23 protein-coding genes are annotated in these 25255 nt (G+C 52.4%); 16 read left to right on the plus strand and 7 right to left on the minus strand.

Annotated features, from left to right (window positions below):
* Positions 1-25: 25 nt before the first annotated feature.
* Positions 26-1720, plus strand: coding sequence for a dihydroxy-acid dehydratase (gene ilvD / locus ATW55_RS15205; RefSeq protein ID WP_067720025.1), 1695 nt, complete (start codon positions 26-28; stop codon positions 1718-1720).
* Between the two features lie 275 nt (positions 1721-1995).
* Complete coding sequence (locus tag ATW55_RS15210) at positions 1996-3045, plus strand: hypothetical protein (protein WP_153005193.1); 1050 nt, start codon at positions 1996-1998, stop codon at positions 3043-3045.
* Between the two features lie 180 nt (positions 3046-3225).
* Here ATW55_RS15210 and ATW55_RS15215 read toward each other — a convergent pair whose 3' ends face one another.
* Positions 3226-4083, minus strand: a complete 858-nt coding sequence (locus ATW55_RS15215) for an NAD-dependent epimerase/dehydratase family protein (protein WP_067720042.1) — start codon at positions 4081-4083, stop codon at positions 3226-3228.
* A gap of 151 nt (positions 4084-4234) precedes the next feature.
* On the opposite strand from ATW55_RS15215, the gene ATW55_RS15220 reads away from it, so the two are divergent.
* Entirely contained in the window at positions 4235-4789 is a 555-nt protein-coding gene (locus ATW55_RS15220) for an NADPH-dependent FMN reductase (protein ID WP_067720074.1), read from the plus strand.
* Between the two features lie 73 nt (positions 4790-4862).
* On the opposite strand, the gene ATW55_RS15225 is transcribed toward ATW55_RS15220, so the two are convergent.
* The 6 genes from ATW55_RS15225 to ATW55_RS15250 all read right to left on the minus strand — a co-directional run bounded on the left by ATW55_RS15225 (position 4863) and on the right by ATW55_RS15250 (position 11544).
* On the minus strand, positions 4863-6887 hold the full coding sequence (locus ATW55_RS15225) for a transglutaminase-like domain-containing protein (RefSeq protein WP_082685922.1): 2025 nt from the start codon (positions 6885-6887) through the stop codon (positions 4863-4865).
* Between the two features lie 129 nt (positions 6888-7016).
* On the minus strand, positions 7017-7724 hold the full coding sequence (locus ATW55_RS15230; RefSeq protein ID WP_067720080.1) for an ABC transporter ATP-binding protein: 708 nt from the start codon (positions 7722-7724) through the stop codon (positions 7017-7019).
* A complete protein-coding gene (locus tag ATW55_RS15235; RefSeq protein WP_201025007.1) occupies positions 7721-8413 on the minus strand; it encodes an ABC transporter ATP-binding protein in 693 nt (230 codons plus the stop codon). Before ATW55_RS15235 ends, ATW55_RS15230 begins: the two co-directional genes overlap by 4 nt.
* A gap of 13 nt (positions 8414-8426) precedes the next feature.
* Complete coding sequence (locus ATW55_RS15240) at positions 8427-9344, minus strand: branched-chain amino acid ABC transporter permease (RefSeq protein WP_067720131.1); 918 nt, start codon at positions 9342-9344, stop codon at positions 8427-8429.
* Positions 9337-10212, minus strand: a complete 876-nt coding sequence (locus tag ATW55_RS15245; protein WP_082685923.1) for a branched-chain amino acid ABC transporter permease — start codon at positions 10210-10212, stop codon at positions 9337-9339. The genes ATW55_RS15240 and ATW55_RS15245 overlap by 8 nt, the downstream gene beginning before the upstream one ends.
* Before the next feature lie 108 nt (positions 10213-10320).
* A complete protein-coding gene (locus ATW55_RS15250) occupies positions 10321-11544 on the minus strand; it encodes an ABC transporter substrate-binding protein (RefSeq protein ID WP_201025008.1) in 1224 nt (407 codons plus the stop codon).
* A 245-nt stretch (positions 11545-11789) separates the two neighbouring features.
* Between ATW55_RS15250 and ATW55_RS15255 the strand changes: the two genes are divergently transcribed.
* The 13 genes from ATW55_RS15255 to ATW55_RS15315 all read left to right on the plus strand — a co-directional run bounded on the left by ATW55_RS15255 (position 11790) and on the right by ATW55_RS15315 (position 25236).
* Entirely contained in the window at positions 11790-12182 is a 393-nt protein-coding gene (locus tag ATW55_RS15255) for a hotdog fold thioesterase (RefSeq protein ID WP_423742974.1), read from the plus strand.
* A gap of 40 nt (positions 12183-12222) precedes the next feature.
* Complete coding sequence (locus tag ATW55_RS15260; protein ID WP_067720239.1) at positions 12223-12996, plus strand: SDR family oxidoreductase; 774 nt, start codon at positions 12223-12225, stop codon at positions 12994-12996.
* A gap of 206 nt (positions 12997-13202) precedes the next feature.
* Positions 13203-14327: an acyl-CoA dehydrogenase family protein gene (locus ATW55_RS15265; RefSeq protein WP_423742975.1), complete on the plus strand. Its 1125-nt coding sequence runs from the start codon at positions 13203-13205 to the stop codon at positions 14325-14327.
* A gap of 52 nt (positions 14328-14379) precedes the next feature.
* A complete protein-coding gene (locus ATW55_RS15270) occupies positions 14380-15996 on the plus strand; it encodes a long-chain fatty acid--CoA ligase (RefSeq protein ID WP_067720263.1) in 1617 nt (538 codons plus the stop codon).
* A gap of 46 nt (positions 15997-16042) precedes the next feature.
* On the plus strand, positions 16043-17788 hold the full coding sequence (locus tag ATW55_RS15275) for a CocE/NonD family hydrolase (protein WP_067720266.1): 1746 nt from the start codon (positions 16043-16045) through the stop codon (positions 17786-17788).
* Between the two features lie 23 nt (positions 17789-17811).
* Positions 17812-19017, plus strand: coding sequence for an acyl-CoA dehydrogenase family protein (locus ATW55_RS15280; RefSeq protein WP_067720268.1), 1206 nt, complete (start codon positions 17812-17814; stop codon positions 19015-19017).
* A 204-nt stretch (positions 19018-19221) separates the two neighbouring features.
* Complete coding sequence (locus tag ATW55_RS15285; RefSeq protein WP_153005194.1) at positions 19222-20472, plus strand: ABC transporter substrate-binding protein; 1251 nt, start codon at positions 19222-19224, stop codon at positions 20470-20472.
* Positions 20473-20511: 39 nt separating this feature from the next.
* Positions 20512-21381 carry a branched-chain amino acid ABC transporter permease gene (locus ATW55_RS15290; protein WP_067720273.1) on the plus strand — a complete coding sequence of 290 codons (870 nt, stop codon included), beginning with the start codon at positions 20512-20514 and terminating at the stop codon, positions 21379-21381.
* Positions 21378-22382 (plus strand): branched-chain amino acid ABC transporter permease, encoded by a 1005-nt coding sequence (locus tag ATW55_RS15295; RefSeq protein ID WP_067720275.1) that lies wholly within the window; start codon positions 21378-21380, stop codon positions 22380-22382. Before ATW55_RS15290 ends, ATW55_RS15295 begins: the two co-directional genes overlap by 4 nt.
* Complete coding sequence (locus ATW55_RS15300; protein WP_067720277.1) at positions 22372-23133, plus strand: ABC transporter ATP-binding protein; 762 nt, start codon at positions 22372-22374, stop codon at positions 23131-23133. Before ATW55_RS15295 ends, ATW55_RS15300 begins: the two co-directional genes overlap by 11 nt.
* A gap of 2 nt (positions 23134-23135) precedes the next feature.
* Positions 23136-23855 carry an ABC transporter ATP-binding protein gene (locus ATW55_RS15305; protein WP_067720279.1) on the plus strand — a complete coding sequence of 240 codons (720 nt, stop codon included), beginning with the start codon at positions 23136-23138 and terminating at the stop codon, positions 23853-23855.
* A 17-nt stretch (positions 23856-23872) separates the two neighbouring features.
* The gene (locus ATW55_RS15310; RefSeq protein WP_067720282.1) at positions 23873-24535 is read left to right on the plus strand and encodes a CoA transferase subunit A; all 663 of its coding nucleotides are present in this window, start codon (positions 23873-23875) and stop codon (positions 24533-24535) included.
* A gap of 5 nt (positions 24536-24540) precedes the next feature.
* Complete coding sequence (locus tag ATW55_RS15315) at positions 24541-25236, plus strand: 3-oxoacid CoA-transferase subunit B (protein ID WP_067720284.1); 696 nt, start codon at positions 24541-24543, stop codon at positions 25234-25236.
* The last annotated feature ends 19 nt before the right edge of the window (positions 25237-25255 follow it).

A 25255-nucleotide genomic window follows, 5' to 3' on the forward strand; every position in this document is an offset into this window, starting at 1 on the left:
CGTAGAGAAAGAGAGGCGTTTTGGTTTGAGCGAGAGAGAGCAGGAGAAGGATTTGCGAATTCACAGCAAGGACATTAGCGAAGGGGCCAACCGTGCACCCAATCGCGCATATCTGCGATCCATGGGGTTTACGGATGCAGACTTTAAACGACCGATGGTCGGAATTGCCAGCACATGGAGCGAGGTGACACCTTGCAACGTGCATATTGACGAGTTGGCGAGATTGGCAAAACGAGGCGCTAGAACAGGTGGCAGCGCGCCACTGATTTTTAATACCATCACGGTGTCGGATGGAATCGCCATGGGGACGGAAGGCATGCGTTACTCACTTCCCAGTCGAGAGGTTATTGCTGACTCGATTGAGACGGTCGTAGGTGGAGAGCGCTTGGATGGTGTCGTTGCAATCGGCGGCTGCGACAAAAACATGCCAGGGTGTTTGATCGCGTTGGCCAGAATGGATCTGCCTGCAGTTTTTGTATACGGTGGAACGATTGCTCCAGGACGTCACAATGGAAAAGATATCGATATTGTATCTGCGTTTGAGGCGGTTGGTCAGTACAATCAGGGAACAATGAGCCGCGAAGAACTCCATGCCATCGAGTGCAGCGCCTGTCCGGGAGCTGGATCGTGCGGGGGAATGTACACGGCGAACACCATGGCCTCGGCGTTTGAGGCGATGGGCATGAGTCTTCCGGGCAGTTCCTCCAATCCCGCAGAATCTTCGGCAAAACACGCAGATGTCGAGGCTGCAGGTGTCGCTGTTGTGGATCTTTTGCGAAAAAATATTCGCCCAAGCGATATCATGACGAAAAAGGCGTTTGAAAATGCGATTACCGTTGTCATGGCGCTGGGTGGCTCGACAAACGCATTTTTACATCTCATGGCGATTGCGCATTCAGCAAACGTGGATTTGCAATTGGAAGATTTCGATCGCATCCAGAAAAAAGTGCCGCACATTGCGGATTTAAGGCCGAGTGGACGCTATGTCATGCAGGATCTTCACGAGGCGGGTGGTGTACAGGCGGTCATGCGCGTGCTGCTTGACGCTGGCATGCTTCATGGGGATTGTTTGACTGTGACGGGAAAAACCTTGGCTGAGAACCTTGCGGACGCGCCGCCGCTGCGTGACGGTCAGAAAGTTGTCTACCCGCTTTCCAATCCCTTGCGCGCAAATGGTCCGCTCGTCCTGTTGCGGGGCAACCTTGCGCCGGAGGGCGCTGTGGCGAAACTTTCGGGTCTCAAGAGCACTTCAATCACAGGCCCTGCCAAGGTGTACAATTCAGAAACGGAAGCGACAGAAGCGATCCTTGACGATCAGGTAACGCACGGCGATGTTGTCGTTATTCGTTACGAGGGACCTAAGGGTGGCCCGGGAATGCCGGAAATGCTCTCCATTACTGCAATTCTCATCGGCAAAGGGCTGGGAGAAACGATCGGGCTGATTACAGACGGACGCTTCTCAGGCGGCACGCACGGGATGGTCGTTGGCCACGTGAGTCCTGAGGCGCAAGACGGAGGACCGATTGCACTTGTGCAGATGGGCGACATGATCACGATTGATGGGGAGACACAGGAGCTTACGCTCCATGTTTCGGATGAGGAACTCGCAAAGCGCCGTGCCGCATGGGTGCAGCCGCCGCTCAAGTATACGCGCGGCGTGCTCGCAAAGTATGCCCGCTCGGTTTCTTCCGCAGCGATTGGCGCTGTGACGGATCTCTAAGAGCCTTGATATGCCGATTGAATTTTCTGGCGAACAGTTAGGGAATTCTTACTTTCCATTATGTTGAAAAGAATCAAGGGTAGCTCAAATGGGCTACCCTTGATTCTTATGCATCACAGCTTCTCAGGGCATAAATGTGGTTGAAATTCCCCTTTTATATCATATTGTTCTATAAAATGGATTGTAACGGAACGTTGATTCGATACGTCTAACCTTCATGTACAACAAGGAGGTTATTTGACAACAAAATGAAAAGAAGAGTTTTTTTACGCGGATTGGCTGGACTCGTTATTTTAACTCTTGCAGGTTGCGGCAATGCGACAACAGGAGGTGCACCGACAAACGCGCCCCATGGTTTGTATGGTATACCACTATCAGAACCGACACATCCATTAAGTATCCCGAAAATAATGTTGTTAACGATTCAAGACGATTCTAAAGCTGCAAAAATATGGACTCCGATTAACTTACAACAGAGTAAGTCAATCATTATTTCTTTATTGACAGGCGCAACTCCATCCATAGTTCACATGCAGAACCTACCAGTCGTTCAATTTAACGCAAATGTTGCACCATCCATGTTGAGGATTATTGGAACAAATGGTCAGAAGCTGAGTATTTACCCTGCGTACTACATTGCCAAGGGAGGCGTTCGCCAAAATGGGAACCTAATGTACACGGCAAAGTACATTCAAGACACCATAGCAGTTAGACAAAGCGGTCACGTAATTTACCTTAAGGATGGGAAAATGTATAACTGGTTAAAGAATGACCGATGGAAAGCCAATTTTGAGTTATCAGGTACGGATAATCAGCAAATAGGAAATTCATCGCAGATAAGCGGAACTCAAACAGCCACTGAGCAATATGATCAGATTTTAAGTGCAGTAACGTATTCAAACATCGAGATGAAAAAATTGAATGACCTATCGCAAAAAGAAGGTGTTACGGTGTACATCCCTCGTAAAATGGGCGGACCCAGTGGTTTTTACAAACCTTCTGCTCCTCAGGCGGCGGATCATGTTGTATTTCTATCATTTGAGGATATGTCTTTTTACGAGGCTTCAACATGGAACGGTTTGATTGGATCAAGCTATTTTACGTCATCTAACCAGAAGCCAGTCGTTCAGCAAGGAGGCAACTATACGCTTAACCATGGAGGGCATGGGCAATGGTACACTATTGCGTATAGCGATGGTGCAAGATGTAACTTGTTCGTCGTAAAGCAGGGCAATACGTTTATCGGTATCATACCCAATCCTGCAAAGTACACCATTCCATCGCTGATTCAAGCAGTGTCGCAGACCCTGCAACCCATTTCCTGACTTGCATCGAATACAAATCCGAACTACCCTTGAAATACTGGCTAATAACAACTCGGAATGGAAAAGTTGCCTCAGACGGAAGACACGAGTTATATGAATTCCTTAAGCGGCGATAATAATCAAGAGTAGCCCAAATGGGCTACCCTACACAGAGGCAATCGAACCTCGCTTACGCATCCGTTATTGTGTTTTCTTGACTTCCTCGCGCCATGAATAGGCGGGTTGCCAACCGAGACGCTCTTTTGCCAGCTTGTTGCTCAGAAGTGTCTCAAAACCGTCCAATGGCTCGCGCACATCAGTCACCTCAGGGTAGCGTTCACGCAGTAAATCGCGGCTCTTGATGTCCATGCTCGTGTCATCCGCCGCGAGATTGAGCGCCATCGAGCCCAGGCCGTCGCGCTCGACGGCGAGCCGGCACGCTGAGGCGACATCGCGGGCGTCAACATAGCTCCAGAGGATGCGTTCGCGTTCCTCAGGGCGGTGAATGAATTCAGGGAAGCGCTTGTACATCGCGGGGGTGATGATGTTCCCGATGCGAAACGAGACGACTTGCATGCCTGTGCGGCGGTGCATCATGTCACCCGTTTGTTCATTTACAATCTTTGAGAGTCCATACGCATCTTGCGGCAATTGTGGGTGGTTTTCATCCACAGGGACATACTTTGGCGAGAATGGATGTACCGCAAAAACGATGCCATAGGAAGACTCGCTTGACGCGGTTACCGCTTTTGTAATGCCAAGTCCTGCGGCGGCTTCCAGGATGTTGTACGTAGACATGACATTGTTTTGAAACGTGACTTCATTTGGATGCGAGTAGGCGACAGGGATGGCTGCCATATGTACGACAGCGTGCGCGCCTTGTAATACGCCATAGGCCTGTCCCAACTGCGTGAGATCGGCGATCACTGTCGGGCAGAGCGATTCGCGCGGCAGTTTTGTATCAACATTTAAAACATCATAACCGTGCTCTAAAAATTCTTGGATGACAAAAGGTCCCAAAAGACCTGAACCACCTGTGACGACAACCTTCTTCTTCATTGCATTCCCTCCAACTCCCATGTTATTTTCTCAGCTTATCACATCTACTGCGATTTGGGTTGATCATACTTGTGACGTTTGTAAAGTAACGCACAATGTATTAGTATAAGGTGAATGGTTAAGTTGTGTTATTTTTACTGGAGGTATGATTATGACAGAGCGAAAAGAGAAACCGATTGTACTCGGAATTTGCGGAAGCGTGCGCAATGGATCGTGGAATGGAAAACTTTTGCGTGCAGCGGCCCATCATTTGCCTGAGAATGTAGAGTACCGCGAGGTTCAACTCGATGGGCTACCCTTTTACACACCGGAGCGCGAGGCCGATATTCCTGAATCTGTAAAAAGTTTGCTCGCGGAAGTGAATGCGGCGTCGGGTGTATTGATCGCATCGCCGGAGTATAATTTTACTATTCCCGCTGCATTGAAATGTGCGCTTGAGTGGTTGTCACGACCGACGATCGGGACACCGCTCGCAGGAAAACCTGTTGCAATCATGGGGGCGACACCCGGAAACTATGGTACTGCGCGGATGCAGATTCACTTGCGGGATATCCTGTTTGCAGTTGACGCAGACCCGATTCGCCGTCCAGAGGTCTTGTTGACACAGTGCATGAATAAATTTGACGCGAATGGCACGCTATCAGATACAGTCGCTGATGGGTTGATCAAACAACTTATTGACGCGTTTGCAAAACGGTTATCGTGACGGCGTGCGTACAACAAAAGAAAGAAACCCCACTTGCGGCGCAAATGGTCGCAGGTGGGGTTTTGGTTTGAAATTAAAAATTGGTACCCGTCTGCCCCGGCAGTGTGGCGTGTGTTGCGGAGAAACTGGCTGTATTCGTAAAAAATTCGTTTGTGATCCCAAAGTTCTTTCCGTTTGTATCTTGCATGCCCGTCCAGGTCGGATCGGCAATCAACCAGCCTCCCCCTGTATCGATGGAGAGCCACTCATGCGCGTCATACGCATTTTTGTCATTGAAATTCGGAGTTGTCCAATTCGCGTTTGCATTTCCGCCCACGGTCTGCACTGGAACGCCGACGGAGCGTAAGAGTGATGCTTCAAGCTCTGCAAAGTTTTCGCAGATGCCATTTTTCGCAGACCACGTTGCGCTCGCAGACTTCCAGACGTACTGTCCACCTGGCGACGCCTCGGCGACATTGTACGATAAAGTTCCCGCAACGTAGTTATTGATCGCGGCAACCGCCGTTTCAAAGCTCGGACTGTTTTCCAGAAGTTGATCAGCGGTTTGCGAAAATGCACGGCTCATATTGAAATCCATCGAGGCCGTCGGCAATAATCCCTGAAGTGCAGCGGGCAGAGTCGCACCGCTGATCGTCACGGTCTGATCGACCGTATATGACAGCGAGCCAGAGGTGCTCGTCAAATGGGCTAGGTAGTTTGGCTCATAGGTGAGTTCAACCTGCCCCGTAAACGGAGACTCAATCATGGCAGAAAAGTGTCCGCTCGCGTCAACCGGAAGGCGATAATCCCATGACTGGTTTCCGGCGTTTAGCAGAATACTGATCGAAGAAAGGCCGCCACTTACCGTCCCGGAAATGGGAATCCAGGTACCGACAGGTGAGTAAGACGTATACGATACATGTCCATCCGTCCCGGAAGAAATCGCCGTAAGCCCGGTTGAAGGCAGTGGCAAAATCCCTGTGTAGTCTGCCGGTACAGCGAATGGCACTGCACTCAATTGGCTCAGGCCGACCGTGATGACAAGCGGTATGCTGTACTGGCCATTCGTGACAGCTTGTACTGTGTAAACTCCCGGTTTTGTCGCTCGAAAGGTGGCGTAGGCAATCTGATTCGAGCCTTGGGTCCATGTTTCATTCGAATTTGTCGACAGCGTGGCATCTGGACTGTTAACAAGAAATGTCGTTTGTCCGCCATTTACACTCTGACCGTTTTTATACGCGAAGAGATAGAGCGTCTGATCAGGTTGTGCGTTTGCGATTGGAAGCGATGGCGCAGTGCTGTTCGCCGGGTTGTTCGTCTGCGCGGAGAGGTAGAAATCGCGACTCGCACGCGACCAGTAAGCCTGATCGCTTGTGGCGCTATTTTGCAACGTAACATGAGGGATGGTTTGCCCTTCTAGCGTTGGGAATCCACCGCTCACAGATGAGACGGGATTCGCGTTTAGCGCCGGCGGAGTGAAAGCAAGAGAATTCCCCGCTGTCGCACCGCTTGAACCGTTTATCGATACGCTGATACCAGCATTGCCAGACGTTGCAGTGCCAGTGATCCCGCTTGTGGTGATTGGGACTGTGGGTGGCGGAGGGCTTGTGGCAGGTGTCGTGTGCGTAGATGATACAGACCACGTTTGCCCGTCCCACGTGTTGTTGAGTGCGAGCGAATCGCGAAAGAGCTTCATGACGAAGTAAATCGGTATATACGTTGTCAAGGCATGGCTAAAAGGATCGCGGTAGACGATTTTTGGGATGTTGGCAAGGTAGGATGTTCCGTTAAGATCAATCTGCATATTTCCAGGCTTGATTGGGTGAAAAGGGGAGATGGCTTGGGACTTTGACGTTCCTGACATCAGGTTCCAGACGATCCCACTCCATGTGCTCATCAGGCGTTCTTTTTTTGCCAATTGCATGACATACCAGATCGGCATATAGGTTGTTCCGCCAGCCACAAAGCCGTAAGGGCGGCTGATGGTTACGCCGTCAAAACGAATCGCCATAGGTTTCATCGTGAAGCTTTGCGCATCTGTTTGTATTATTGAGCCGAGCGTCGTCATGACAAGGAGTGTCGCGGCTCCCGCCAAGCGGGCGAATCTCCGTGTTTTCATCAGGAACCTGACCTCCCTCTACGCGCGATTTGTCATCTATGATTCTATCGTAAATCGATCGATAACAAAAAGCGAGAGGTGAATGTTGCCACCTCTCGCACAATTCGTGTCGATTTCCTAAAATCTCAATCAATGAATGCCGAAATAGGCTTGCCGCAATGTGTCGTTTTGCGTGAGGTCATCCACCGCGCCTTGAAAGGATATTCTGCCGCTTTCAAGTACGGAAACACGGTCGGCCAACTCAAGGAACTTCGTGTTTTGTTCGGCGATGATCATCGTGACCGCTTCTTGTTTTAGGCTGCGAAGCAGATCGATCATCTGGTTCACGTAGAGTGGGGACAAGCCTGCCGACGGCTCGTCAAGCAGGAGGATCGAGGGTTTGCTCATCAAGGCCTTTGCGATGCCGAGCATTTTGCGTTGCCCACCGCTCAAACTGCCAGCGAGAGTGCGCTTTCGCGCCGCGAGATCCGGAAAGCGGTCGTACATCTCATGAAGCTGTGCCTTGCGTGCGGCAGTCGTTTGAAAATAACTGCCAAGCGTCAGATTTTCTGCGATGCTAAGCGACGGAACGACGCCAAGCTCGGACATGTACGCCATCCCTGAGCGTATGCGGCGATCCGTGCTCCAGGCTTCGATGCGCTGATCAAGGCATGTAATCTCGCCGCGCATGGGTCGAATCAAACCGACGAGCGTCTTTAAAAACGTGGTTTTCCCGGCGCCGTTTGAGCCGAGCAAAACGAGGGTTTCTGCGCGCTGTGCCATAAAGTCAATGTCCCACAGAATCTGTAGCGGACCGTAGCCGCTGGAGAGACCGCGCGTAAAAAGTGCTTGGCTCACGGCGTTCCACCTCCTAAATAAACACGCACGACTTCCTCGTTTTTGACTGCTTCATCGAGCGTTCCTTCAAAAATTTCTTTGCCTGCGTTCATCACGATGACGCGATCTGTGAGTTGTCGCACAAAACTCATCAGGTGTTCGACGACGATCATGGAGATTCCGCGGCTTGCCAAGCGTTTTAGGCGCTCAATGGTGACATCAAGTTCGTGTGGGTTCATCCCGGCGCCAAGCTCATCGACCAAAAGCAAAGCCGGGCCTGTGGCGAGCGCCCTGCCCAGATCAAGCAGTTTTTGTTGTGTGCTGTTTAGTGTTCCGGACTCTTTATTCAAATGATCTTCAAGCCCGATAAAGGCTGCGATCTCCTCGAGTCCCATGGCATCGCGGCGGACGAATGTCGCGGCGATTTGCAGGTTTTCGCGAACCGTCAAACCTTTGAAGGGGCGCGGGATCTGAAAGGTGCGGTTCATGCCCATGTGCGCGAGCCTAGAGGCGGATGTGCGGTGGATGTCTTTGCCCATGAAATGAATCGATCCGCGATCGGCGCGATACGATCCTGAGATGACGTTCATGCACGTTGTCTTTCCTGAGCCGTTTGGCCCCACCAGACCGAGGATTTCCCCTTTTTTCACATGAAAACTCATTCCTTGAAGAGCGGTAAAACTGCCAAACGTTTTTGTAACGTCGGCCACATTCAATACATCCTCAGGGGACATCGTAACCCTTCTTTCGAAACAGCGACATGATGCCGTTTGGCAAAAAGAGAACAAGCATGACGATAAGTACGCCATAGATCAACTGGAAATACTGTGGCGCAGAGATTCCAATCCAGTTGTAGAGGCCATACAGCACTACCATGCCGATGATTGGGCCAAGCAGGCTCGCGCCGCCGCCAAACAGGGTAAAGACGATCGCGAAGATGCTCACGTTCAAATCAAAGACGGTGTTCGGATAGAAAACGGAGATGTGCCAGGCGAACGCGCCGCCGACCAGGCCTGCGATCGTTGCGCTGAGCAGCCACGCCGTGATCCGCATGCGGACCACAGGGATGCCAGCCATCGCCGCGCTGACTGCGTCCTCGCGCGTCGCGCGAAGCGCAAGGCCCATGCGCGAATAGCGCAGGTAGGCAGTTGCCGCCAGCGTAAACGCGAGGATGACGAGCATCACGGTATAGCTTTCGGCGGGATTGTAAAACGCTTCGAGATTCATGCCGTAAGGTCCGTTTGTCACCGCTTGGAGCGCGGGGTTTGAGACTGTGTAGTAAATCATCTGGGATGCGGCCAGGCTTCCAATGGAGAAATAGGCGCCAGACAGTCGCAAAAGCGGTGAGAGCAGCAGTCCGACGATCAGCGCGGTGACCCCGCCGCCAAGGATCGCGACGATCGGGTTTAGATGGAAATCGGTCATGTAAAGGGACGCAGCATACGCGCCTGTGCCAAAGAATCCGACATAGCCAAACGGCAGATATCCGGTAAAACCATAAAGAATGTTGATCCCTTGCGCGAGCGCGAGATAGACCATGGCTTGAAACCACATGTCCTCATTGCTGTAAAGATGCGTGCCGACAGCAAAGAGAAGGAGCGTGACAAGAAGGACAAATCCGGCTTTGTAACCGTTACGCATTGCGCATCCTCCTGCCTAAAAGCCCACTCGGTTTGAGCAGCAAAATGATAAAGAGCAGGAGATAGGGTACGAGGCTTGACCAAGATGGCTGGTAACTTTCCATATACATCAGGGACAGGCCATAGATCATTCCGCCGACCACGGTCCCGATTGGGTTTCCGAGTGAGCCGATGATGATGATGGCAAAGGATGTGGTGGTCAGGTCAGTGCCCATGGTAGGGTCGATGCTTCCGATCATGAAAGGGCTGAAGACACCGGCGATTGCCGCGAGGGCAAGCCCGATCCCCATTGCGTACGCAGAGACGCGATGGACGGAGATCCCGGCGCTGGCTGCCTCTTCGCGATGGTTCATGACAGCGCGTGTCGCCACGCCAAGTTTTGTCGCGTAGAGATAGATGGAGACCAAAATGATCGCAAGCAGGCTCACAGCCGCCACGACAACCCAGGATTCCTCAAACCCTTGACCAAAGAGAAACACGGTGCCCGAGCCGAGCGCTGTGTAGTCAATGGAGCGTTGATTGTTGCCAAAGGCAATGACTGCCAGTGCCTGGATCACCTGGGACAGCCCGAAAAACAGAATGAGGGAGAGCATCTCGGGGTCTTGTGCGCGAAGCAGGCGAGGAACGACGAGATAGTAGAGTGCGCCGCCAAGCAAGATGAAGAGAAAAAAGACAAAAACCATCGTGACAAGCGGATTCATGTTCCACAAGGTATACGCAAAAAAGGCGGCAAATGCGCCGAGCATGATGAAATCACCGTGTGCGAGATTGACCATGCGCATGACGCCAAAAATGAGATTGAGTCCAATGGCCATCAAACTGAAATAGAGTCCAAAGAGGAGTCCGGAGAGAATCGTGTATGCAACCAAGGGTGTTTTCCCTCTTTCTAATACGTGTTAGCCAGTAGGAAGCGGGGTTATAAAAAAGCGCAGGCCCCTGCGCCTTTGCGCAGAAAGGGCCTGCGTACGTTTATGGCGTCAGTGTTGCAGGAATTTGACGGCAAGTCCCTTGCCGTGTTTTACGAGTTGTCCGACAGGCAAACGCTCGCCGATCTGCGCGCCTGTGCCGTTAATCTTGAACTGACCGTCGATCGTGCTCAGTTTTCCTGAAAAAGCATTGACGGCATGACGCATGCCAAGCTGCGTCAGCGTGGGGGAGGTTTCCAGCGTTTTTTGAATGATGAGTCCCGCGTTGTATCCGGCGATTGTCAAGAAATCGACGGGGTGGTGTTCAACGCGCGGGAACTGCTTTTCAAATGCGCTAAGCGGCATGCCAAAATTGACGCGATTGTACTGGAGCAGGGGTGGCGTTGGGTAGGTCAAGGTGTTGGCCAGGCCGCTTACACCGACGTTTTGCTGCATCAACTGCAGTTGTTGTCCTGGGAAGATGGTGAACACTTTTGGGAAATGAACACCGTTTGCATTCAGGCTTTGCAAAAAGGCGATGTCGTTGTTCGGATACCCAAACTCGACGACCGCTTGCGGGTTGCTCGCCGCAATCGCGTGGTCAATGATGGCGTAATTGGTCGTCGATGTCGGCACGCCGCCCGTGTAGACGGGTGTGATGTGCGCCGCTTTCAACCGATTGACCAGCGTGTTGTACTGGGACTGATCAAAGTCGTTTGTGTCGTACAGCACTGCGATGCGCTTGGTTTTTTGTTTTACCAGATAATCTGCGAGCGAATTCGGCCAGACGGCGGACGTCGGCAGCGACGTGAGCACGATGTATGGGTTTGATTTTGTGAAAAAGCTTGCGCCAGTTCCTGTCACGTCAAACAACAGCTGGTGATGCTCTTGCGCAATCGGCACGGCGACTGACGTAAGCACTGAGCCAAAGTCAGACACGAGGACGTTTACTTTATCCATCGTGATCAACTGGTTGTACAGGGTGGCAGCTGTTGTCGCGGAACTCTGGTCGTTGTACGCCTTGATGACAATCTTCACTTTTTTATGAAGCGCTTTCACGTATACGCCGCCTTGGCGATCAACGGTTGCAGCCCAGAATTTCAATCCATCGTAGGATGAGATCGAGGAGGTGGCGAAACTGCCGGACGATGCGTAGAGCGTGCCGATCACGAGTTGATTCGGCGTTTTGGCGGCGGCCGCAGGAAGCGTACCCATGCCGATCATGGAAAGAGAGGCGCTGAGTGTCAGCGCAGTGGCAAAGCGACGGCTGCGTGTGAAAAAGTGAATGGTAACCACGTCCCCTTCTGATGATGGTCAAAATAGAAGTAAAGTGCTTTCGTACGAATCCGAAACGCTGTTCTATTTTTGTGGATTCAGATGAATCATAGCGATTTGGCATGTTTTGGTCAATAGAATGATAAGAATCGAAATGTGGCGACACCTTTTTTATTTTTGTTCCTGTGCTATCTTAAGAGACAAAGCCTTAGTTCATGAATGAATGAATGAAAAAGACAGGTGGTTCTTTTATGTCATCAGAGGAAATGGATTACGAGTACAAGGATACGTTGATTGCAACGCTTGGCATTCGCGTGACGGAAATGACGCCTGACCGCGTCGTTGCGACGATGCCTGTTGCGGCGCCTACGCGCCAGCCGTATGGAATATTGCATGGAGGGGCGTCTGTAGCGCTCGCGGAAACGGTGGCGAGTCTGGGAACGGCGAACCTGATAGATCGGGAGCAAAAGGTTGCGGTTGGCCTTGAGATCAATGCGAATCACATTCGCAGCAAGGCGGACGGCGTTGTGACGGCGATTGGAACGCCGCTTCACAAAGGGCGTACGACCATGGTTTGGGATATTCGCATCTTAGACGAGCAGGAAAAACTCATTTGCGTGTCACGCTGCACAGTGGCGGTGATTGATCGTCGCGCCTGATCACGCGTCGCGAAATCGATGAAGAATGGGGGATTGCGGTGTGAACGTGCTTGATTTGTTTCGCCTTGATGGAAAGGTTGCGGTTGTGACAGGCGGTGGTCGCGGTCTTGGTCAACAGATCGCACAGGCGTTTGTGGAGGCGGGAGCAAGTGTCGTGCTCGCCTCGCGGCGCGTGGCGCAGTGTGAAAAGGTGCGCGACGAACTCGTGGCAAAAGGCGGGGACGCGCGCGCGTATCAGCTTGATGTCACTTCTTTGGAGTCCGTCCAAGACGTGGTTGAGCGAACCGTGGACGCGTTTGGCCACATTGATATCCTCGTCAATAACAGCGGCGCGTCGTGGGGGGCTTCTGCGCTTGAGATGCCGTATGACGCGTGGCAAAAAGTGATTCAAACGAATTTGACGGGGACGTTTTTAATGTCGCAGGCGGTCGGGCGACAGATGATGGCGCAAGGTGGCGGCAAGATGATCAACATCGCCTCGGTGGCGGGTCTTCGCGGTTCAGATCCAGACGCGCTTGACGCGGTGGGCTACAACGCCAGCAAAGGTGGCATCGTGACGCTTACAAAGGATCTCGCCGTCAAGTGGGCGCCGCATGGCATCTATGTAAATGCGATTGCGCCGGGCTTTTTCCCGACCAAGATGACAAGGGATGTGCTGGCAAACGGGTATGACCGAATCATCGCTGAAACACCGCTGCGGCGGGTGGGCAGCGATCGCGATTTGCAGGGTGCCGCGCTGTATTTTGCGTCAGCCGCCTCCGATTTTACGACTGGCCAGATTCTCGCGGTAGACGGTGGGTCGCTCGCGCGATGAGTGGTTGACGAATAAAGTCAAATTTTTTAGACTGTAAGTAGATTTAGAAATTGTGTTTCAAATATGAAACATACGTGACTGACGGTGATTTTGGCATAGAGTTGCACGAGATTTGATCAACGCGCGTTTCGCATGACCGCTTTTGCATGGAATGCAAGAGGGAGTGTGACCCAGTGAATTTCTCATTTCAAGACGATCTGCTCGAAATGAAAAAAATGGTTCAGTCATTTATCGCAAATGAAGTCGAACCGCACGCGATGAAGATTGAGGAAGAGGATCGCGTGCCTGACGCCATTCTTGAGGCGTCGAAACGGATCGGCCTCTTTGGCTTAAGCATTCCAGAACGTTACGGCGGACTCGGTCTTGACATGATTGGAAAGAGCGCAATATTTGAAGAACTAGGGAAAACAAGCAATGGTTACACGACGATTCTAGGCGCGCACAATGGAATCGGCTCAGTCGGAATCGTGGAACTGGGTAGTGAGGAGCAGAAACAGCGTTACTTGCCACGGATGGCACGAGGTGAATGGATCGGCGCTTTTGCCTTGACAGAGCCAGAGGCAGGATCTAATGCAGCGAATTTGAAAACGGTTGCAAAACGCGTCGGTGATCGCTTTGTCATCAATGGGCAAAAGATTTATTGCACAAATGCGCCTTTGGCAACGGTATTTACTGTCATGGCAGTGACACAGGCAGAAGCGGGCGCGAAGGGAATCACTTCTTTTATCGTAGAACGTGACTTTCCCGGGTTTCACATTGGCGCGGTGGAAAAAAAGATGGGACTTCACGGTTCTCATACAGCACAGCTGTATTTCGAGGATTTGGAGGTTCCTGTCGAAAATGTTCTGGGTGTTGAAGGAATGGGGTACGTCAACGCGCTCAAGATTCTCGCCAATGGGCGTGTTGGCCTCGCCGCCCGCTGTCTTGGATCGTCAGAGTACCTTCTTGATCGCTCACTCAAGCACGCGGCAGAGCGTGTCCAATTTGGGAAACCGCTCGCATCTCAGCAGATCATTCAGCACTATGTGGCGGAGATGGCGCTGGAGATAGAAACGCTGCGCGCTCTTTTGTATCGGGTTGCATGGATGATTGATCAAGGAGAACCCGCTGTCAAAGAAGCGGCAATGGCAAAATTATACGCGTCTGAAGTTTATCACCGCGTTGCGGATCGCGCGGTGCAGATCCACGGCGGGATTGGGTTTATCGCGGAGTACCCAATTGAACGTTTTTATCGCGACGCGAGAATAACTCGCATCTATGAGGGAACTTCCGAAATTCAGAAGAATATCATTGCAGACCGCTTGTTTCGCGAGCGTGGGGTGACGCTCTAAATCTTGACGCGTGCGCGTTTGTCGAAACGGTGATGAGGGAGAGGGCATCGTCATGATGGATTACCCGTTGTTGATTCGTTCCATGCTAGAGCGGGGCAGGTTGGTTGCGGCAGATCAAGAAATCGTGTCGCGCGACTTTCACGGCGTGATGCGTTACACGATGCGCGAGATGTACGCGCGCGTGTGTCAGCTTGCGCACGCGCTTGACCGTTTGGGGGTAAAGCCACACGAGCACATCGGATCGTTTGCGTGGAACAATCACCGTCATCTAGAACTGTATTTTGCAGTGCCCTGCAGTCAACGCGTCCTGCACACGATTAACATCAGGCTCTTTACAGAGCAGTTGGTCTATATTATCAACCATGCAGAGGATCGGCTGATCTTTATTGATGAAGATTTGCTTCCGGTTATGGAGGGTATTGCCGACAGACTGCCGCTTGTCGAGCGGTTCGTCGTCATGACGGATGCGCCGGAGTTGCCTGCAACCACGCTGAAAAACGCCCTTCTCTATGAAGATCTCATTCGCAGTGAGAAGACGGAGTATGCGTTTCCTGATTTTGATGAGTGGACAACGGCCATACTTGGTTACACCTCGGCGACGACGGGAATGCCCAAAGGGGTCGAGTATTCTCATCGCGGACTCTTTTTGCACTGCATGATGGCACTGGTAGGAGAACTCGGCGTGCGCGAGAGCGATGTATCCATGCCGATTGTGCCGATGTTTCACGTCAACGCGTGGGGGCGGCCGCTCGCAGATACTTGGATTGGCGCAAAACAAGTCTATCCAGGGAGCAGGCCGACTGCGAAAGATTTTTGTGAACTGATCGATCGCGAGCGCGTGACCTATAGTGCGGGCGTGCCGACGGTGTGGATGGGAATTCTCCAACACCTGAAGGCGAATCCTGGTGTTTACGACGTGAGCAGTGTGCGTTGCCTGCTTTCCGGCGGGTCGGCGCTTCCACAGTCACTAGTCGAAGTGTATGAGAAGGAACTCGGCATTCCTATGTATCAGGGATACGGGCAGACGGAGACGACGCCGATTACGTTTATCAGCTACCCTAAAAAGAAACACCAGAATCTACAGGGAGCCGAGCGATACCGCATTCGTGCGAAGACGGGCCACATCGTGCCAGGACTTGAAATGCGTTTGCTCGATCCGGATGGGAAGCCCGTGCCATATGACGGAAAATCGATGGGTGAGCTCTTGCTGCGCGGACCTTGGGTGCTTCGCTCGTACTATAAAGACCCGGAGAAGACGCGCGATGCGTTCTCAGACGGGTGGTTTCGCACTGGCGATATCGCGACGATGGATGACGAAGGATATCTGCAGGTTGTAGATCGCACGCGCGACCTGATTAAAAGTGGCGGTGAGTGGATCTCCTCTGTCGATCTTGAGAATGTCATCATGGGCCATCCCGACGTATTAGAGGCGGCGGTGATTGCCGTTCCCCACGAGCGTTGGCAAGAGCGGCCCATTGTGTGCGTGGTTTTGCGGCCTGAGGCGTCTGACAAGGTTTCAAAAGATGACATACTCAAGTATTTTGAGGGACGCGTTGCCAAGTGGTGGATTCCGGATGATGTGATTTTTGTCACGGAAATTCCGAAGACAAGTGTCGGAAAGTTTTCTAAAAAAACGCTGCGGGAACAGTATCAATCCGGAGTGCTCTAAATGGTTCCAAAGCATTTTGTGGTTGGTGGATGGAAGGGGGACAGCCATGCGCGTCATCTTTGAACGAAACGTTGCAATTCCCATGCGCGATGGCGTGACACTTCGCGCGAATGTGTATCGGCCAGAGACTGGCGGACCGTATCCGGTCTTGCTCACGCGCCACCCCTACGGAAAGGATACCGCGCTTAGCACGTCGCTTTTGGATCCGACCGCCATGGTGGAAGCCGGGTATATCGTTGTCATTCAGGATGTCCGTGGACGCTTTGCGTCAGAAGGCGATTTTCAAAGTTATGCACAGGAGTTTGAGGATGGCTATGACACGGTTGAGTGGGCAGCCAGTCTCCCTGGATCTGACGGACAAGTCGGCATGTTTGGCACGTCGTATTTCGGATATACGCAGTGGCAGGCGGCTGCGATGAAGCCCCCGTCACTCAAGGCGATTCTCCCCGTGATGACGTATAACGATGCATGGTATGGCTCGGCGATGCGCGGCGGGGCGCTCGAGTGGGGGAAACTCGCGAGTTGGTTTACAAACGCAATCGCGCTGCCTGAATTGCTGCGCAAAAAATGCGCAGATAAATCCTTGCCGATGATGGTGGCGCAGCTTGTCTCATTCTATGATCAATTGCCAATGCGTGGGATGTATGAGCTTCCACTCAATCGCTTCTCTATTTTTAAAGAACTCGATGTGCTCGGGGATCTCTTTTACGAAGCGTTTGACCATCCAGGTTATGACGCGTATTGGCAGGCAACGTCGATTCGACCGCACTTTGACGCGATTGAGATTCCGAGTTTTCACGTTGGCGGCTGGTATGACGTGTTCGCGCAGCCGACGATTGACAATTATCTTGAGATGAAACGGCGCGGACGTCACGCCCGACTGCTCATGGGACCGTGGTCGCATACCAATTACTCAGGGTTTGTCGGAGACGTTGACTTTGGCTTGGCGGCATCTGCGATGCTAAGGGATTTAAAGGAAGATCTGACGGGGCTTCACCGCAAGTGGTTTGATCTAACGCTAAAAAACAGCAACGCGTTTGGACTCGCAGAAGAGCCGCCGGTCACTCTTTTTGTCATGGGGGTCAACCGTTGGATCTCGACGGAATCGTGGCCGCTGCCTGACACGCACTTTGCTGCCTTCTATTTGCGCGAGGGGGAGGATGCGGCTTTAAAGAACGCGATTCTTGGCGGAGGATTGTCGCTGCAACCACCGGTGCAAAAGGAGTGTGCAGACAGCTATGATTATGATCCCGCAGACCCCGTCTTGTCGCGCGGCGGCAATCTGTTGACACATCCCGTCTATGGCGTGGGTCCTCACGACCAGCGCGCGATTGAAACACGCCCAGACGTGCTTCTTTACACGAGTGACGCGCTGGAAGAAGATCTCGCAATGATTGGCCCGATCACCGCAAAACTGTACGTGAGCAGTGACGCGGTTGACACGGATTTTGTCGTGCGCGTATGTGATGTTCATCCGGATGGCACATCGATCAACATTGTGGAGGGCATTCAGCGGATGCGCTATCGCGTGTCGGATCACGCGCCGTCGCTCATGACACCGGGTGAAATTTATGAGGTAGATGTTGATCTTTGGTCGACGGCCATGGTGTTTCAAAAGGGGCATCGCCTTCGTGTCCACGTGACGAGCAGCAGTTTTCCGCACTGGGATCGCAATTTGAACACAGGCGCAAACAACGGAACGACGACGGAGATGAAGGTCGCCCGCAATACCGTGTACCACACAGAGGAACACCCTTCGCACGTCGTGCTGCCGATCGTCACGCTTGCGTAATGAAAAGATGGGATGGTGAGACTGTGAACTTTTCTTTTACAGACAAAGTGAAGCGTTTGCAGGCGGAATTGAGCTCCTTTATGGATGAAGTCGTCTATCCCAATGAGCTTGTTTATGAGGCGCAATTGCAAGCGGCGAAAACGCGTTTTAGCATTCCCCCGATCATGGAAGAAATGAAGCGACAAGCAAAGGCCGCGGGACTTTGGAATCTTTTTTTGCCGGATGAAGAATTTGGCGCGGGACTCACAAATCTTGAATACGCGCCGCTTTGTGAGATTATGGGTAAATCGCTGATCGCGCCGGAAGTGTTTAACTGTTCCGCGCCAGATACGGGAAACATGGAGGTTCTTGCACGCTATGGAACAAAGGAGCAACAGGCAGAGTGGCTGCATCCGCTGCTCGCAGGTGAGATTCGCTCCTGTTTTGGGATGACGGAGCCGCACGTCGCGTCTTCTGACGCGACAAATGTTGAATCATCCATTGAACGCGACGGGGATGGGTATCGCATCAATGGACGCAAGTGGTGGTCGTCGGGCGCCGGGGATCCGCGCTGCAAAATCGCAATTTTCATGGGAAAAACAGATCGCAGCGCGCCGCGCCATCTGCAGCAGTCGATGATCCTTGTGCCCATGGATACAAAAGGGGTGACCATCGAACGCACACTCCCGGTTTTTGGCTATGACCACGCGCCGCATGGGCACGCCGAAGTGTCGTATGAGAACGTGTACGTGCCAAAAGAAAACATGCTGCTCGGAGAAGGGCGGGGTTTCGAGATCGCACAGGGACGCTTGGGGCCAGGGCGCATCCATCACTGCATGCGTTCGATCGGTGTCGCGGAGCGCGCGCTCCATCTGATGGTCAAACGCTCGAAAGAGCGCGTCGCTTTTGGCAAGGCTCTCGCGGATCAAGGTGTCGTTCGCACGTGGATCGCTGACTCGCGCATGGAAATTGAGCAGGCGAGGCTGCTTACGCTCAAGGCGGCGTACATGATGGATGAGTATGGGAACAAAGCGGCTCGCAAAGAGATCGCGATGATCAAAGTCGTCGCACCCAATGTGGCGCAGCGCGTTTTGGATCGCGCGATTCAGTTGTTTGGGGCAGCTGGTGTGAGTGAAGATTACCCACTCGCGGCGCATTTTGCCAACATTCGGACGCTGCGTCTTGCGGACGGTCCTGACGAGGTGCATCGCGATTCGATCGCACGCCTGGAACTTGCAGACAAAGGATGAAATCCGATTCACCTTTGTTTGCTCAATGTCAGAAAGAATATACCTCATTTTGCTCTTTGGTATCAGAAAACTATAAATATTTTATGTTTAGGAGGTGATGCTTGCAGAACGGTTGTGTGTGAGTTCGTGGCGCTGTCAGCAATCTTGTCGATTTCTCGGGGCACGAAGGTTGGATTCGCAAATAGAAAAATTGGGGGTCATGGAATGAAGAAAACGCGGATAAAATCAATGGCTGCTTTGACAGGTCTTGCAGTGCTCACATGGAGTGTCGGAGGATCATCTGTATTCGCGTCGACCGCGCAGCCGCTCGCCGCACATCACACGATGAAACGTGCCTCATACAGCCAGGGTGCAAGCAATACACAAATTGTTCTTGGAACCTCAGGTCCGCTGACAGGGCCGATCGCCGCCTATGGGGCCATCGCCCAAGGGGAAAACGCCTACTTTAATTTTGTTAATTCAAAGGGTGGCATCAACCACCGCAAAATCAAACTCATCATGCTTGATGATCAATACCAGCCTGACAAAGCGGTGGCCAATGCGCGCGCGCTTGTATCAGACGGCATTTTTGCGGCTGTCGGAACCCTTGGCACCGCCACAAATCAAGCAGCGGATCCGTTCTTGCTGCGTGCAAACATTCCAGTGACCTCTGTCGCGACAGGATCAAGTGCGCTCACTGTTCCGGTTGTCCCACTGCGCTTTGGACTCGAACCGACTTACACGTTAGAAGGGCATGTGATGACCCGATGGGCGATTATGCACAATCACATTAAAACCATCGGTGTCTTTTACCAGAATGACGACTTTGGGAAGGAAGGACTTAATGCAATTGTGCAAGAAGCGGCGCGTTATCATGTGCGGGTTGTCGCAAAGGTGGCTTACAATGCGACCGATACAGATTTTTCCACGTATGCGCTGAACATGAAGCGGGCGCATCCGCAAGCGGTGTTTGAAATCGGTGTGCCAGAACCGACGGCCATGTTTGAAATCGGGATGATGCAACTCGGCTTTCATCCACAGCAGTACGTGACGTATGTTTCCGGGGATCCGATCATGTTTAAACTGGCAGGAAAAGCATTCGACGGCGCGTATACAGACGGCTGGCTGCCCCTGCTCAATTCGCCGAAAACGGCTACATTCCGCGCGTGGTTCAAAAAAACATACCCTAACACTCCACCTACGCTGCTCGCGCTCAGTGGGTGGGTTGATGCACAGGTCGTCGCACACGGTCTTGCCATGTGTGGAAATACACTGACGACTGCGAATTTTATCAAACAGATGAACAGTATCAGAAACTGGCGAGGCGCTGATACATCCTCTCCTGTCACGTATACACCCACGAACCACTTTGGCGTCGACGCTATGTACATGCTGCAGGCTGACGGAAAGACGAAGCAACTTGTGCCAAAGTCAGGGCTCATCTTTTATCACCAAGTCGGCAGCTCACTGAATTGAAGATTGGCTAGACGGGAAGATGGGGGAGGCGGGTGTGAGATGCTTTGGCAAACCATCTTGAGTGGGCTTGCTGTAGGGAGTCTGTATGCGCTTTCGGCAATTGGGCTTGTGCTTATCTTTAAGACTTCAAATATCGTCAATTTCGCGCAGGGCCAGATGGCAATGCTCTCTACGTTTGTCGCGTTTCAAATGCTTACGCGTTGGGGGGCTCCTTATTGGCTGGCAGCTTTCGCCTCCCTCGTCTTTGCGCTGGCCTTCGGTTTTTTTGTCTACATTGTTTTTCTGTCACGTCTAAAACGAGCTGAGATTCTTAGCCAAATTATCTTGACACTCGGCCTCTACCTCGTTTTTCGCGGCGTAGCAGGTGTTGTATGGGGAAATGTGCCGTTCACCATGCCGGCTGCAGTATCCACAAATACCGTCCATGTCGGTTCAGCCGTCGTCACGTGGTACCAGCTTTTTATCATGTTGGTAACTGTTCTCATGATGCTGGCATTTTACGCATTGTTTCGGTATACGAAAACGGGACTTGCGATGCGGGCTGTGTCACAGAATCAGCAGGCGGCGCAGCTTATGGGCGTTTCTCTCACGCGCGTCTATGGCGCGACGTGGGCGGTAAGCACTGCGCTTGGCGCCATCGCGGGTCTTTTGATCGCGCCGATTCTCTTTTTGTCGCCGTCCTTCATGGATTCCGTCGCTGTTAAGGCGTTTGCCGCGGCCGTGCTTGGGGGATTCTCTTCGCTGCCAGGGGCTGTGCTTGGCGGCCTTCTTTTGGGTGTGATGGAGAGCGTCTTTGGATTCTACATTTCGACAGATCTCAAATCCACCTTCGTTTTTCTATTGATCATCGCCATTCTTTATGTGCGGCCGCAGGGATTGTTTGGAGTGCGCGAGGTGAAAAAGGTATGACGAATGCTCGCCGATTGCGCATGGTCCGTTCACTTGTCGTAATCCTTATTGCACTTGCCGCGCCATTTGCGGTCATACCGTTTGGCTCACAAATGTCGTACATTCTTGACATGAGTCTCATCTTTTGCATTGTCGCAGTCTCGCTCAACCTTTTGACAGGATTTAGCGGTCAGGTCTCGCTTGGTCACGCCGCATTTATCATGGTGGGCGAGTATGTTTCCTCTTTGCTCACGCTGGATCTCAACTGGTCGTTCTGGATTGCATTGCCCATGAGTGCAGTGGTGACGGGGATCGTTGGCTTTCTCATCGGGCTGCCGGCAGTTCGGCTGTCGGGCAATTTCCTCGCCGTTGCAACCATGGGATTCAGCTTTGCCATCCCAGAACTCGCGTTAAAATGGTCTAACCTAACCAACGGATCAAGTGGGCTCATGCCTGCACGCCCGGTATTTTTTTCGTTTGTCTTGGGAAGCGACCAAGCGTATTACTTTCTCATTCTCGCCTGTCTTAGCGCACAAGTTCTCGTCATGAAAAATCTTCTAAGGAGTCGTACGGGTAGAGCCTTTCAAGCGATACGCGACAGCGAAATTGCCGCACAATCATCCGGCGTTCGCGTGGGTTATCATAAGGCGCTCGTGTTTTCCATCAGTGCCGGATTTACGGGTCTCGCGGGCTCGCTTTACGCACACTACATTAATTTTGTATCTCCAAACGATTTCACCGTTCAAGATTCTTTTCTCTTTTTGGCGATGATCGTCGTCGGTGGACTCGCGTCGATACCTGGTTCCATTCTGGGTGCGATCGTGATGAATACAATCAATCAGCTTTCCAGCAGCTTTGGCCAATACTCCATCATTTTGGTAGGAGCGGTCATGGTTTTGGCTGTTTTGCTCTTTCCTAAAGGCCTTGTTTCACTTCGCCTGCCCCGCAGACGAAATACGCCGCGTTCATCGGAGCGGATCGTCAGAGTGACGAGGGAGGTGGAATCTGCCGATGTTCCTTGAATTTGACCGTGTCACACTTCGGTTCTCAGGGTTGATCGCTTTAAAGGATGTGTCTCTCTCGGTGGACGAGGGTGGCGTGTTTGCGATCATTGGTCCAAATGGCGCCGGAAAAAGCACCATGTTGAACTGCATATCAAGGATCTACACACCTCAACAAGGTGCGATCCGCTTCATGGGAGAGGATCTTTTAAAGGTACCTCCAGATCGCATTAAAGCGCATGGCATTGGGAGAAGTTTTCAGAACATGGAGCTGTTCGCAAAAATGACCGTTGAAGACAATTTGCTTGTCGGAGGTCACTGCGCGCTTCACACGAATCCTTTCTCTGAAGCGCTTGGATGGTTCAAGGCGCGTGCGAGCGAGCGCGAGGCGCGCAATCGCGTGCAGCACGTCCTTGAATCGTTGGGAATCGCAACCTATTCCAAACATATTGCCGGGAGTCTTCCGTATGGTATTCAAAAAAAGGTGGATGTGGGTCGCGCTCTAATGGGCGCACCGCGCCTTCTCTTGCTTGATGAACCTGCGGCCGGATTGAATGATTCGGAGACAGAGGAGCTTGGAAACTGGATCTGTACAGTGAAACAGGCGATGAATACGACAGTGGTCATGATTGAACATGATATGAGTCTTGTCATGAGCATCTCTGATCGGATCGCCGTTCTTGATTTTGGAGAACTGATTGCAGTCGGGACGCCAGGCGAAATTCGGCAGGATGATCGAGTGATTCGCGCATATCTGGGGAAGGAGGCGTAAGAATGCTTGAACTTGATCGCGTTGTCAGCGGGTATGGATCGATCCGCGCACTTCACGGGGTTTCGCTCAATGTTCCGCGTGGTTCCATCGTTACGGTCCTTGGTGCAAACGGTGCGGGAAAATCCACACTTTTACGTGTTGTCTCAGGTCTGCTTCCAATTTGGGGCGGCGATCTAAAATGGGAAGGACGGTGGATGACAAAAAAATCGACGCGTGAAATGGTGCGCTCAGGAGTCGCGCATTGCCCAGAAGGCAGACAAATCTTCCCGCTGCTTACCGTCTACGAGAATTTACAGATGGGCGGATATCTGCGTGAGGATCGAAAAACCGTAAAGCGATCGATGGATCAAGTCTTCTCCTTTTTTCCAAGATTGAAAGAGCGTGCGAAGCAACGCGCAGGGACGCTTTCTGGCGGTGAGCAACAGATGCTGGCGATTGGGCGATCGCTCATGTCACATCCCAGACTATTGTTGCTTGACGAACCATCCCTTGGCATTGCGCCAAAATTGGTGCAGGAGATTTTCGGTATTTTGCGTGTGATCCAAGAAGAAGGAACTGCGGTTCTCCTTGTCGAACAGAATGCTCGACTTGCATTACAACTCGCAGATTACGCCTATGTACTTGAGTTGGGGAGAGTTGTCATAGAGGGCACAGGTTCTGAGCTTGCGAAAGATTCGCGCGTCGAAGAACGCTACTTTGGTGTACGCGATGCCGCGATGTAAAAAAGGGGGGCGTGCCGATGGCAGGCGTTTCGTTTACAACGCTTGAAGAGGCGGCCCGCAATGTCAGATCGGGGATGCGAGTTATGCTTGGGGGGTTCGGCCTTGCGGGAGTGCCCGACCAACTTGTATTCACAGTGCGCGAAAAAACAGACGCGCGCGATTTGACCGTGATTAGCAACAATCTTACTGTGGGTACGCAAGCGGATAAGCTTTTTCAAGAAGGTCGAATAAAAAAGGCGATTGGCTCTTATTTTACGACGAATAAAAGCGTGGTGCAGGCGTATCGTCAAGGGCGCGTAGAGATTGAACTGCTTCCGCAGGGGACGTTTGCTGAGGCGATTCGTCTAGGCGGTGCTGGGATTGCCGCATTCTACACGCCGACGGCTGCGGGAACGGAACTGGCGGCCGGAAAAGAGGTTCGTTTGTTTGATGGCCGCGAGCATGTTTTGGAACGCTCGCTGCGTGCGGACGTTGCATTGATTCACGCCTATAAAGCAGACGCGGCAGGGAACCTGGTATACCGCAAATCTTCCCGCAATTTTAATCCGTTGATGGCGATGGCAGCCGACATGGTGATTGCTGAGGTGGAACAGGTTGTCGCAGTCGGGGAACTGGATCCGGATGAAATTGTGACACCCTTTGTTTTTGTAGATCAAGTGGTCGAATTGGCGAGGGGGTGAGTGCTATGGGAAATGCTGCAGGTGCGACAGAGACGATAGGAAAAAGCGAGATCGTCAGACGGAGAATCGCCTGGCGCTGTGCGCAAGAATTGACGGCAGGCGTTGTGAATTTGGGGATAGGGATTCCCGCGTATGTTGCGGATTATCTTCCGCCGACAGGGGTTACGCTGCACTCTGAGAATGGGGTGCTAGGCGTTGGTCCGGCGCCAGACGCAGCGCAGGTTGACCCCGATCTCGTGAATGCCACAAAGATGCCAATCACCGTGTTGTCGCACGCCTCTTTTTTTGACAGTGCGCTCTCTTTTGCCATCATGCGCGGAGGACACCTTGACGCGACCGTCGTAGGGGCGCTTCAAGTCGCAGAAAATGGCGATCTGGCGAGTTGGGCTGTTCCCGGCGAAGATGTGCTCGGCGTAGGCGGAGCCATGGATCTTGTGGTAGGGGCGCGCCGCGTGATTGCGGCGATGACTCACACGACGCCGCAAGGTGCAGCGAAACTCGTCGCACGCTGCACGTATCCGCTGACGGCGCCATGTTGTGTGGACACGGTGGTGACGGAGCATGCGGTCTTTCGCATCGTTGACGGACGCATGATCCTTGTCGAGCGACAGGCGTCTACATCGCTTGAAGCGCTGTATGAAATGACCGATGCCGCATTTGATGTACATCCAGCGTGCGAAGTTGCCGTATTTCCGTTTTGACGCATGGCAGAACTGACGC

It is taken from the genome of Ferroacidibacillus organovorans, assembly GCF_001516615.1.
Lineage (GTDB): Bacteria > Bacillota > Bacilli > Alicyclobacillales > SLC66 > Ferroacidibacillus > Ferroacidibacillus ferrooxidans_B.